The sequence below is a fragment of the Cytobacillus kochii genome (genome assembly GCF_020171845.1).
GTDB lineage: Bacteria > Bacillota > Bacilli > Bacillales > Cytobacillaceae > Cytobacillus > Cytobacillus kochii.
The window spans coordinates 101,330-113,781 of the sequence record NZ_JAIVAM010000014.1; the positions used below are offsets into that span (position 1 = coordinate 101,330).

The 12,452-nt window shown below is 34.8% G+C and carries 10 protein-coding genes and 3 pseudogenes; 9 read left to right on the top strand and 4 right to left on the bottom strand.

Annotated features, from left to right (window positions below):
* The first annotated feature begins 548 nt into the window (after positions 1-548).
* Positions 549-899 carry a VOC family protein gene (locus tag LCM23_RS21515; protein WP_224938720.1) on the top strand — a complete coding sequence of 117 codons (351 nt, stop codon included), beginning with the start codon at positions 549-551 and terminating at the stop codon, positions 897-899.
* A 1,390-nt stretch (positions 900-2,289) separates the two neighbouring features.
* Here the strand turns inward: LCM23_RS21515 and LCM23_RS21520 are convergent.
* Entirely contained in the window at positions 2,290-2,553 is a 264-nt protein-coding gene (locus tag LCM23_RS21520; protein ID WP_224938721.1) for a hypothetical protein, read from the bottom strand.
* A gap of 1,938 nt (positions 2,554-4,491) precedes the next feature.
* Here LCM23_RS21520 and LCM23_RS21525 point away from each other — a divergent pair.
* From LCM23_RS21525 to LCM23_RS21535, 3 genes are all read left to right on the top strand, one after another.
* The gene (locus LCM23_RS21525; protein WP_224938722.1) at positions 4,492-4,686 is read left to right on the top strand and encodes a restriction endonuclease subunit S domain-containing protein; all 195 of its coding nucleotides are present in this window, start codon (positions 4,492-4,494) and stop codon (positions 4,684-4,686) included.
* A gap of 535 nt (positions 4,687-5,221) precedes the next feature.
* Positions 5,222-6,163 carry a protein kinase domain-containing protein gene (locus tag LCM23_RS21530; RefSeq protein ID WP_224938723.1) on the top strand — a complete coding sequence of 314 codons (942 nt, stop codon included), beginning with the start codon at positions 5,222-5,224 and terminating at the stop codon, positions 6,161-6,163.
* Positions 6,164-7,369, top strand: coding sequence for a hypothetical protein (locus LCM23_RS21535; RefSeq protein ID WP_224938724.1), 1,206 nt, complete (start codon positions 6,164-6,166; stop codon positions 7,367-7,369).
* A gap of 39 nt (positions 7,370-7,408) precedes the next feature.
* Here the strand turns inward: LCM23_RS21535 and LCM23_RS21540 are convergent, their stop codons facing one another.
* Complete coding sequence (locus LCM23_RS21540; RefSeq protein WP_224938725.1) at positions 7,409-8,089, bottom strand: hypothetical protein; 681 nt, start codon at positions 8,087-8,089, stop codon at positions 7,409-7,411.
* Between the two features lie 486 nt (positions 8,090-8,575).
* On the opposite strand from LCM23_RS21540, the pseudogene rpsI reads away from it, so the two are divergent.
* Positions 8,576-8,641, top strand: a pseudogene (rpsI, locus tag LCM23_RS21545) (30S ribosomal protein S9); the annotation flags it as partial.
* A 95-nt stretch (positions 8,642-8,736) separates the two neighbouring features.
* Here the strand turns inward: rpsI and LCM23_RS21550 are convergent.
* Both LCM23_RS21550 and LCM23_RS21555 read right to left on the bottom strand, forming a co-directional pair.
* Positions 8,737-9,049 (bottom strand): annotated as a pseudogene (locus LCM23_RS21550) (tyrosine-type recombinase/integrase); the annotation flags it as partial.
* A gap of 30 nt (positions 9,050-9,079) precedes the next feature.
* Positions 9,080-9,343: pseudogene (locus tag LCM23_RS21555) on the bottom strand (recombinase family protein); the annotation flags it as partial.
* 186 nt (positions 9,344-9,529) lie between these two features.
* Here LCM23_RS21555 and LCM23_RS21560 point away from each other — a divergent pair.
* The 4 genes from LCM23_RS21560 to LCM23_RS21575 all read left to right on the top strand — a co-directional run bounded on the left by LCM23_RS21560 (position 9,530) and on the right by LCM23_RS21575 (position 12,438).
* The gene (locus LCM23_RS21560) at positions 9,530-9,994 is read left to right on the top strand and encodes an ArsR/SmtB family transcription factor (protein ID WP_224938726.1); all 465 of its coding nucleotides are present in this window, start codon (positions 9,530-9,532) and stop codon (positions 9,992-9,994) included.
* A complete protein-coding gene (locus LCM23_RS21565) occupies positions 9,984-11,246 on the top strand; it encodes an MFS transporter (protein ID WP_224938727.1) in 1,263 nt (420 codons plus the stop codon). The genes LCM23_RS21560 and LCM23_RS21565 overlap by 11 nt, the downstream gene beginning before the upstream one ends.
* Positions 11,247-11,576: 330 nt before the next feature.
* Positions 11,577-12,107, top strand: coding sequence for an RNA polymerase sigma factor SigY (gene sigY, locus LCM23_RS21570; RefSeq protein ID WP_224938728.1), 531 nt, complete (start codon positions 11,577-11,579; stop codon positions 12,105-12,107).
* Entirely contained in the window at positions 12,094-12,438 is a 345-nt protein-coding gene (locus tag LCM23_RS21575; protein ID WP_224938729.1) for a YxlC family protein, read from the top strand. The genes sigY and LCM23_RS21575 overlap by 14 nt, the downstream gene beginning before the upstream one ends.
* Positions 12,439-12,452: the final 14 nt, after the last annotated feature.

Here is a 12,452-nt window from a genome sequence, read left to right on the forward strand (position 1 = left end):
AACAAAACGTTACAGGACGCTTAATCCTAATATGGTTTGACATGGAGCTTCGGCGGAGTTGACTCCCCTGCTAAGGGGAAAGGTTTTAAAAAACTTGACTATGCCAATTGTGGTTATCATGCCTACGGCTCCATATCAAGCCGTGAAAGAAAGGGTAAAGGAATTTCGAATGACTCAAGGGATTCATCATGACAAACACTAATAGTGCAGAATCGGAGTTTATTTTCTTCATACGGGCTTGTGACCAATCATATGAGCTTATCCGGCCTCCGCTTCATGGATACGTTGAACGAAGGAATTGGAGGATTTCCAATCGGTGAGACATGGGAGGGTTAGCGCCCGTAGGCTCTCTTTGAAGATGTATAAGCACAGTTAAATTAACAAAATATACTAATTTTGTGGTTAGAATAGTATTTGATACGTTAGAAAATGCAAAAAATAAATCTCTGTCCATTTCCAAGGTGTATTTACTAATTGCGTGTAAATAAAATTTTAAGAATTAGGGAGTATTCGGAAGAAAATTAAACTTTATTGAGGGAGGTAATATAATGAAAACGAAATTAACTCACGTAAGAGTAAATGTGAAAAATTTGAGAGAATCATTAGACTGGTATAAAAATAAGTTGGGGTTCATAGTTGCTGGGACCTGGCCACCTGAAGAACCCAACTATGCTCATTTTGAATCATTAGACGGTGCTGTTTTTGCTATTATGGAAGACATGAATTATCCTTCTCCAGGAAGATTTAATTTCGATGTTGAGAATGTGGAAATTTTATGGAACAAGATCAAGGATGAAGTAATTGTAACTGAAGAACTTTTTTCAACACCCTGGGGTTCAAAGAAATTTACAATATGTGATTTAGATGGGAATGAGTTAGGCTTTGTACAAGAAAAATAATTTCCTTAATTTAAACTACCCTGAAAATTAAATTCTGTAATTGGAAAAAAAGGCAATACTGAAGTAGACGAAGCTCATTCATTTTAAAGAAAGGGGAGAGCACCTTATTCGATAATCTATTGTAGGAATTTAGACTGGGTCATGAAGCTTCTGATTATTGTAACTTAACAGGTCTTCGTAGTGATTGTCGCACAATGGATTGCTGTCTCTTTTTTCAAAGTAGTCTTAGCCTATGTCTACATATATTTCTTTAAGAGTTAAAAGATATTAAACTTGTCATTAAAGGTGAACTTCATGAAGAATCGATGGAGAAATGAATAATAAGGAACTCGAATGTTGAATTATCATTTGTGGTGTAGAGAATGAATGATTTAAACTCCACCTTGATGATAGAAGCTCTCTTGTCTGCTGAAACTTGAACGAGACGGGTATTTTTTATCGGACAAAGGTGATAAAAACTTTATCTAGAGCTAAACGATGTAGGATCTTAGGGGAAGCTAGCAATTCTAAGCTTCCCATTAGGACTAAAACCATTGTCATTTAAAATTCTACGCAGTTTTTTATTTTGAACTTTAATGTACGCTGTTATTGCCATCCCAAAATGGCCGAAAGTTGACGGTATTGCCTGTCCAGGATTAGACGATTATAATGTCCGTATATAATTCGGAACATTTCGGCATTTGCAATTCTGGAGAAAGGAAAAGGACGCCTCCCATAATGTATATCTACGCCAACAGATATACGGGAATATTTCCGTCAGATTACGGACAAAGGGTTCCGTCAATTTCTGGTCAATATAGGGTGTCAGTAACAGTACGCATTTAGATTCTAATTTTTGTTTTTCTCTTCATCTTGTGATTTTGAATAACAAGTTCCGAATGGAATGGATTCGAAACCTCTGAACCAATGATTTGAGGTTAATTTGTCAAAAATTCAAAAAATAATAAGGGTTCTTAAATATGTTTTCGTAATAAAAGTATGAGTCACATTTAGAAGTCTGTTTCTAAGTTTGAAATTTTTATCTGAAAATTTCTTGATTCTTGGGATACGAACTTAAATTGTGAGTGAGGTAGAAAAAATACATATAAGTGACTACTAAATTAGATTGGAATATGGACTTAGTAGAGAACTTAGTCTAAAAGATTCTTATACTTCAACTAATCGGGGCGTTAGTTGAAAAAAGTTCTAAAAAATCCTGTATTTATGATTACTTGGTAATTTGCCACACAGACTTTTTCTATACGTAATTGATTCATTTGCATTTCAAAATTCTTAACCTCATACATATATAATTCTAGATACATCATTTTAATTAAAAAATGAAGGGGAGATTGGGCATGTAGAATTACATATCATAGAAGGTAGGAAAGAAGGGGTTATTTCAAGCTTTTTATCCTTCATCAATTGTTGGAGCAATTTTTAGCACATCCACCATCTTTTGAAAACAAATATCACATAAATCGAACGAATATGTATTACCATCTCTTTTGCTGCTGTATCCGAAGGTGATTGAGAAGGATGAAAATTCTTCTTCCTGTTCATTTCGTTCAAATTCAGTTCTAGTATGATTAACAGTGTCTCCACATTTATTGCAAATCGTTTTTTCCACTACTTCTTTTTCTATCGTTTCTTTTATTATCCTATATTTTTTCATATTTTCATTTTCCCTTCTTCTGTTTGTCATTCTACTTTGTGAAGTGTGCTAGAAGCATGATTATGGAATCATCGAAGATAAGTAATTACTGTCCGTCCTCTCAGATAGCTGTACGTACAGATTTTCTTTTCATTTATATACGACAAAGCCGCTAGTGCTTGGCGGGAATGCATAGCGGGCGAAGCCCATTGGTCTTCCCGAAATGAAGCAGCAATCTTCGAGTAACTAGGAATCTTCGGAGGAAGATGACGGTCGACGCAGTAAGGGGGACGGTCAGCTATGCTGACTAACAAGCGTAGCTTGTCATACGTCCCCCTTATGCTCTTTCCCCTACTCCGCACCGTAATTCCGCGTATCTCATAGATCACTCAATCCATTGCGGCGACTGGCGTTGCGGCCTCCTGGGGAGTTCCCGAGGAACCCGACTAGCGATAAACCGCGCCACTATAGCGTTCGCCGATGACCCTCGGCCATCTAACCGACAATACGGCGTATGACAAGTTCCAGGGCGGTTTCCGGCGCGGTTTCTGCCCCGATAGCGGACAGCCGAGGGGCAGAATTCGGGCCGTGCTGCGGGGCGGGATTTTAGCTCACAAGCGTCCAGGGAGCTGTCACGAAATGGAGTAGGCAAAGCTGCCAAACAAATAAGGTCTTGTTGATAGAAACGCGTACCGAACGGGGAGCGGATCGTCAGGAAATGATACTCGGGAGATTGACCCGGCGTCCGACAGCGTGGACGACGCGAGGCGGTTGTATGTCATAAAATCGTTCTTTGTACGCACAAAGTGCGCGCTAAAGAAGGCAGGAACGACCACCGAGCGGAGGAAGGCTCCGCGCTCGTCGGATGTAGGTTCTTTCAGGGCTTTCCGAGTGGGAAGGAGGGAGCGGTTATACGAGCATAGCGAGAGAAGGCAAGAAGGACCATCGACCGACGCGGGACCCCGCTGAGAAGGCACGAATTGGCTCTGTTTCCTCCCAAAAATTCATGATTTGCTGGTAAAAAAAGAACCGACAAAGCCTCAAAAGGCTGTCGGTTCAAGTTTTTTAGATAATAACATGTTCTTCAGCAATTACAGAGCGTAAAATCATCTCACCAGCGTCTCCAAAGACCTTAGATTAGCTATTTTTACGCAAATTGACGTCTTCCATAAGGCACGGCCAAAAAGGTTCTGTAACACGGGATACAGGGCTTTATAGATAAATGTTTCTATCTTACCATTATCCTTGGCTACAGCCGGAACATAAAGCTTTATCAAAGGGTTTTCCTTAATTTTTTTGCCAATAGCTTGTACATGTTGATAGGCATAAGGCGTATGTATTGGTAATTCTAAATCATCTGTGTAACAAACGGATTCATTGTCGTACAAAAATCTAAACAACACTGGGCTATAGTTTTCATAAGGCACTCCGACGCGTTTGGAGGCTTTCTAGCCCCGTTGTCAGGTATTTTAATTTGTCTCCAAAGTCTCCTTTTATATAAATATACGCTGTCAATCCAATATATTGATAATCTGCCATAATACTATCTCTCTTAATTACAAGTTCATGTTTTACTATGTAGATCGTTTGCGATTTCGCAACACTCCTTCGGTTTTTCACATCATGTCGCATATCATTCCATATACAATGTGACATGGTATACCAGATATCATGTCGTACCGTATAAAATATTGATTATTTAAAATGACCCTATGCACGATATGTCGCATGGCATTTTACACACCATCTGAAACGTCATGCGCACGAGACTTTCATTACGATATACCGAATCGTATTTCACACAACATATCACACACCATGCGATATACCATAAACAGGGATCTCCATGTGTATTTCGTGCGTATCTGATTTCACATGATATTTCATACGCTACGCGTTACGTCATATGTTACGGTATTTCACATGATGTACTTTAAGCCAAAAAAAGACCCATACCACATGAAACGGTATGTGCAAGGTAAAACAAGAGGTCAAATTTCAGAATTATTAGTAAATGCAGCAATTAATCAAGCGTGTGCTAATTTAGAAAATATCATTGATGATGATATTTACAGAAATTATATCCTTTATTTTCAATGGTTTAACTATGATATTTCGCGTGCGGGGTCGGAGGGTTCAGCACAGCTAATCTGAACCTAGATAAATTCGAAGTATTTCTGTACCACTTCCGGCACTGAAAGAAACAAAAAGGATTATAGAAAAGATTGGGGAGCTACTAAGCTTGAGTATACAATTAGATAAATAGAATGACAAAGTAGCCTAATGATAAGTTTTATTTCTACACTTTTTACGTCAGGTCATTACGAGATAATCGATAATTTAATAGTGATATGTCTCTCCTGAAAAATGCCAAAAGTCACATATCCTTATAAACATTGATATTAAAGGGTTTATAGAGGTTATATGGCTTTTTTATTTCACCAAATGTTTACTAATATAGACCCTAAGTGAAGCTGTAGAAATAGAACCGTTTATGAATTTTCATATAGTTATGGTTTGAGAGAACTCTTACAAGTAGAGAAAAAATACATGACGAGAGCAGGGCAATTGTCTAGGTCATAAGGAAAAAATTGTAAAAATAATCTTTTTTATTGGTAATGATGTTAGAATAAGGATATATGAACAATGCGGATAATTTGATATTTATATTATTGTAAAGGAGAGTAAAATGGAAGAATATATTATAACTGAATCTGATGTCAGAGAAGTATTAGCTCTTCATGGGCTAACCGCAATATCCTTTAGTAAACTACCTAAAAGTGGTCAACGGCAAGTGTTTGAGGTGGCTTTTGACCCAAGAAAGAATGGAATACTTAAATTTGTTGATGTGTCTCCTTATCAAGCGCATCAAAGATATGCTTGGAATGAATTATCGGATTCTGAATTAGAGCAGGAAAAGGCATATGAAATTGATGCTAATTCCAAAAGGGTTATTAGGGAGCTAAAGGCTTCAAAAAAATGTGCAATTTTACCCAAATTAGAAATTATGGATGATTATCAGATATACACAAAGCAGTATAATCACTTTATATACTATTTTGAAACCAAATTTGAGGGGCAAACTTTAGATAAAAGTGAGCTATACCATAAAGAACAGGGTATCGATATAGTTTTGCAGTTTTTATTCCAAATGGTTAATCAAATAAAGGTTATGCACGATGCAGGTTATGTACATAGAGATCTTACGCCTCGAAATATCATCTATCATCAAGGCCAATTTAAAATAATCGATGCAGGTCTTGTAAAATCAAACGAAGAAGAGAAGTTAACAGCTACAAGAGCAGTGATAGGAACACCTTATTATATGGCACCAGAACAATCTAAAAGAACATCTGATTATACATGGGATTTTAGAACTGATTTATTTGCAGTGGGTTTAATAGCTACAGAAATATTTCTGCCACAAACAAGGTATCTTGATAGAGAAAATAAAAGGGATATACATTATATTTTTCAGATATGGAAAAGTAAAGACCCGAGTTCTAGGTCATTAAATTTATTTGGTAAAATAATTGCTAGGCTTGCTGTTGAACAGCGTTCTAGAAGATGGGCAGATTTAGACAATTTGTTACATGAATTAGAGGCTTTAATAGGTAAGGAGGATGAATAAATGATTTTTGCTCAGCATGGTCCATCATGGAAGCCAAAGTTAGAACGCTTGTTATTAAGTCAATTAATAGATGGAGTAATTTGGGATCCGCGTGAAGAAAGAGTAGAAAGAATTAAAGAAATACGTAGTAATGATGAAAATTATTCTTCAGTTAAGCATATGGTAGATCTGAAAGTATATTATAAACAGTTTGCATCTTCTATTCCTAAAAGGTTAAATGATTTAGAGTACTTTCCGGAGAAAGACATAGATAGAGCTTATTTGAGAAGTACAGATAACCTAGAGACCTTAGTCGAAAAGTCTATAGATTTTCAATTAGGCTTTGAAGTGGATGTAATAATGGCGCCATCCCTCTATCTATATAGTTTTAATGACAGGATAGTTGATAAGCTTTTAGATACATGGGAAATCTTTTATGAACAACTTGAAGAAAAAGAAGTAGATAAAGGTAAGTTTGTTTCAATTATATTTAATGAAACAGCACTTGAGAATAAATCGTATATCACGGATTTTTTAGATGACTTTAGTGATATTGCAAATAAATTTGATGGGATTTATATTACGATAGATCGAGAAAAAAATAATAATCACAGACATGATTTTAATCCAACTCGTTTAAATGGTATGTTGCAATTGATTTATGACCTAAAGAACTTGGGTTTAAAAGTAGTAATAGGTTACTCTGGAATTGAAAGTATAGTGTATTTTGCAGTAGGCGCGGATGCAGTTGGTACAGGCTGGTTTTATTCCTTGAGAAATTTTAATAAAGAACAAAAGGGATTAGAGCCAGTTGACGGTATGGGAAGGCAAAAAAAGAGATACACCTCAATGAAAATGTTGTTTGAACTTGCCATTGAAGAAGAAATTTTAAGTGTCCCTGATCATCTTCAAGAGGAGTTATATGGAAAGATTCTTACTGGATGTGAATTAGACGAAAAAATTTTAGTAGGAAATATAGAAGACATAAGCTTTAATGAAATATACGAACAATATTTTGAATCATTAAAACAAGTTGTAGATGCTATTACAGAAAAAGGTAGCATTGAGGAGAAAATTAGTTTTGTAGAACAACTTCTCAATACAGCAGATTCAAATATAAAACACTATAATGAATCGGAAACGTTGCAAAGAATTAATAATAGACACATTCGAAATTATCTTAATTCTTTGAGTCGATTTAAGAATGATAATTTTATCTTTATTTAATATAAAAAGGAGCTATTAATATATAATTTAATAGCTCCTTCACCCTGTTTCAATTGAAAAAATAGAAGTCTCAATTTGATATTTAGCAACACTACTGATAAAGGAAGGGTTTATATTTATTTTTACTCGATCTTTATTCGGTTTATAAATATAGTCTATCCTATCTTTGGAAACCCCAATTAACCCTACATTTTGATTTTTGAAATAATGAATTTGGTTTTTTTGTAATTTTATTGCTAATTCGAAGGGTAAAACAACATAGGAGTATGAAGAAAATTTCTTATTTATTGTTGCTTGAATTATTGCTTTTTTCCAATTGGTTAATTTAGCTTCAAATGAAATGAACTGTAAGACTGGAAATTGAAATTCATGTGAAATAATATACCTTTTGGGTGTGACTTCTTTGATGATATTGGCTTTTGCTAATTTAGATAACAAATATGACAGGACCTTACCATCATAATCAGTGCGTTTTGCGATATAATCAAAAGTTCTAACACCTTTTTTGTGTAGATATCCAATAACTTTTGCAAATTGATAATTGGAAAGTAAATTTGCTTGTTCATAATTCATTAGATGAGCATCATCGACAATCACTTGAACTATATCTACATTGCCGAACCTAGCGTTAAATTCAGATAAAAATTTTTCATTTTCTTTTAATTCATCTCTTTTAAGTTCAATAAATTTTTCTTGTAAACATAATTCACTTGTAAACATTTTTAGGCACCTCTTCTTTATGATAACCTAAATTTCAAAAAAACTTAAGTGGAAAATCCTACACCATAATACTCTATAGTAAGAAGTACTATATTCCGATTATTCACAAGGAGTGAGTTGAAGCTGAGGAAGGTGTGGGAGTATTTGTTAAAAAGTAATGGATAGTTATAGACTAAGAGTTTAAGGAGCCACGGTAATGGAAACGTCGTAAAAAGGAATATCATCACATTTTAATCAAATTATTCGTCTATAAGTATTGTGTAATTTGGTAGGTTTCTGCTGAAGCATTGATGAACCATAAATAATATAATTAAATCATCTTCCTTTACATAGCCTGCCAGCGTATATGTTTTTTAAAGTTCTTTTTGAATACCCCTTGAATACCCTTTACGAAAAATCGGTTACAATCCCTCGATACAAAAAAGAGGGGAAATGTTGATTTAATGCGGTTTATTAAATTCCATATAATGGTAATTATGTTTACTGTTGAAAGAACGTAAAAAATACGGTCTTAAAGGCGCTCGTCGTGCACCTCAGTTCTCAAAACGTTAATAAACCTTATATACCAAGGTTTTGCCCTCTATGCTCTTATGAGCAGGGAGGGATTTTTTATGTCCAAATTTGGAGTTGAATACGAATATCCCAAGCTAAAATTTCATGTACTTTTGGAACATCTCGGCTGTTTTCTCCTTCGCTTCATCGGTCACATGAGTGTATATATCCATCGTGGTTTGAATATCTATATGTCCGAGCCGAGCTTGTACATCTTTGATGGAAGCACCAGCAGCAAACAACAAACTGGCATGTGTGTGCCGGAAGGCGTGAACATTTATTTGAGGCAGCTCCGGGTTCTTTAGATAAAATCCTCTCTAGCTTTTCATTTAAGTAAGCCAATCGACAATAATCCATTTCATGTTTTAACTGATTATAGACTGTAAAGATGGGTTTCTCGCCTTCAGAAAGTTCCTTTAAAACGGTTTAACTTATTATCAAATACACTTTTTCCCCTCTTATATCATCAATTAATTCAAATAAATCCTCCGTACTACGAGTAATCCGAGTTAAGTTAAGTCTGTAACATAAATAATGTCGCTTTCTGTAAATCCTCAAACAATTTTTTTGAAGTTGCTCACGATCATTTGTTGCTCCAGAAATTTTTTCTTCAAAAATAATATCGATTTCGATTTCGTTCAGTTGCTGAAATTACCGTGAAGGATTTTGCCTAGTCGAACTGACACGTATTTTACTGTCCATCTTGAGCGCACGTAATATCGCTTTGAATACTTAGTGTCTATGGATTATCCAATTTAGTTTAAAGAAATAATTGGAAATAGTATCCAAAAATGTATTGACATTTATATTTAACAATTGTATTGTGTTCTTAAATTAATTTACAAATCCAAATATTCTTACTTTTAAAAATAATTAGAGGTGACCATAATGAAAATTAATTGGAAGCAACAAAAGGCCATTTCCAATCCATTACGTTCAAGGATCATTGCATTACTATATGAAAAGCCTATGACACCGAAACAAACAGCCGATCTGTTAAAGAAGAACCCAGGTACCATTTATTATCACATCCAGCAACTTGTAAAACATGAAATTCTAGAAGTAGACAGTGTCAATACTGATAAGGGGATAGTAGAAAAATATTATAAGTCTAAGGCCGTAACTTTCACAAACCCAGAGCAGGAAACACCTCCAGAACATGTTGAGCAAAAAATGGCAACTGTTTATCTTTCTCAAAAGCTTGTTAACGAATTAAGCAAAGATATAGAAAAGCTTTTTTATAAATATGGACACTTGTCTTTCAAAGAAAGGGATGAAGAAGAACAATTATCATATTCTATTGAGTATCTAATTAAAAAACATATTAATGAGGGGGAAAAAAGTGAAGAATAAATTAAAGCCATTTATGTTAGAAAGAAATTTTCTTATTCTAATAATAGGTGTTTTAATAAACGGAGTAGGAAGTGGTATATACTCTGTTGCGGGCATGTTGCTTGTTTTACATTTGAGTGGAAGCGTTCTTTATTCTGGATTCGCATTTTTTGCCATATCTTTTGCAGGCACATTGGCATTTTTAATTGCTCCATTAGCGAATTATGCTAAGTATAAAAATGGTTTAGTTTACAGTAACCTTATAAAAGCGATTTTACTAGTTACGATCCCAGTTTTACACTATACGATTGGAATAAACGTTTGGTATGTAATTAGTATGTTATTTATTACTGCCTTATTTACTCAATTTACGTATCCTATTGAATCAACCATATTGCCGATCATCGTAGGACAGGACAATATTATTGAAGCCAATTCTTATTTACAAACGATTCGGGAAGCGATGGACATTGCATTTTTAGCACTGGCAGGGATTATCATAACATTTGTTGGAACAATACCGGCCATTTCGATCACTGCAACCTGTATATTATTAGTTTCTATCTCTTACGCCTTCTTCAATTTCGATCAACCATCGGTTAACAAGGAAAAATCAAGCTCTATAAAAGCGGCTTCTAGTGTCTATTTTCTGGACTTAAAAGCAGGTTTTAATTACATTAAAGACTCATTGATTCCGAAAATGATTTTTTCTATTATCTTCATAAACATTGCGATGGTTATTATGACAACAAATTTACCCGCATTCTCTCTTCTAAAAAGTAATGGTGTTGAAGCTGCGTATGGTTTTTATTTAGCTTCCATGTCTATTGGGATAATGATTGGAACTATCATTACTCCAAGATTAAAACAAATTAATTTTGGGAAATTAATTATAGTGGCATTTATTGGCTCAGGAATCATGTGGATGGGTACAGCAACATTGCCACTTATACCATCGACCATTTTATTTAGTGCAGGTGCTATATCAATAGGGATACTGAATTTGCTAATATTTTCTGCTATACAGAAACAGGTTGAAACTGCGTACATTGGTAGGGTAGTGACCTTGATAACTAGTGCATCAGCTTTGGGAATGCCTTTAGGTTCACTTATAGGAGGGTTTCTAGGTGAAACATTTACACCAGCACTTGCTATTATGATCTGTAGTATTTCTATGATAATTTTTAGCGTTTACTGGTTAAGTAGTTCTGTGTTACGTAAATTACCTAAGATTGATAGTGTAAATCTTTTCAAAGATAAAATTGAGGCCTAAGTTTAAAAGGGTTCTGGTCATCGAAAAACGATGCTCGGGATCCTTTTTTACAAGTTTCCTTTTTTAAAACTTTGCTTGAGATTCGGTCATGAAAAGTAATATAACAAAAAAGTCTCGCAACGTGTACCTTTAAAAACTATGTTTGATCCAAAAGGGGAAACTATGCCTAAGCTAATGCAGTCAATAATTGATTCCTTTGGCAAAATCTATGGTCATAATAATTACTAATAGTTGGCTAAACGTTTTTTTGTAATTCTTTATTTTGAAAATGAACGATTCTTCCCAGTTAATCGTATTACATATAGATTATTATTGTATGGAGTAGATCTCATGGATGAAAAGGACTTAATTCGAAAGGCGAAAAAAGGAGATACATTGGCGCTTTCGAAGCTGCTACAACAGAATTATTCGTTCCTCGTAAAGTATTTAATGAAAGTTACCCTTCATCCACAAGTCGCAGAAGATTTAACACAAGAGACGATGATGAAGTGTATTGAAAAAATCCAACTGTATAATGGTGAATCAAAGTTTTCCTCATGGCTCATCACAATCGCAACGAACCTTTTCATCGATCAAAAGCGGAGAAAGAAGCTGGAGAATAACTGGCTAGAGCAGGAACAAGTGCTCCGAAAAATGAAATGGAATGCAGCAAATATGAATGAAGATTGGGCAGATGTACTTGATATACTTGCCCAAATTGATGAGGGAATACGTATGCCAATCGTATTAAAGCATTATTACGGATATTCATATGGGGAAATTGGGAAAATGATGGGTCTAGCAGAAGGAACAGTAAAATCTCGAGTTTCAAATGGTCTAAAAAATGTACGAAAGGAGTTGGCTGATCTTGAAGGATTATGATTCTAAAAATAGTAATTCTATGTTGGATGATGAAGAGGAATTAACGGTTAAGCAATTAACAGATGGTTTAGAAAAACTGGATCAATGGAATCCAGTATCTACTCCAAACTTACAATGGTTTCAACAGAATGTTGAATTAGAGAAAAAAAGAATACGAAAAAAACAATGGAAAGACCTCCTCACGTTTATCTCTGTTGCAGTATTAGTGCTTTCAGTTGTGATTGCTGTCGTTTATCGCCAGCCAATTCTTTTTCTTTATTTTCAGCTTGTGGGGATTATCTTACTGCCCGTCGCTCTTAACAAAACTAGAAAGAAGGTCAGTAATGAATGAACTCAAATGAACTA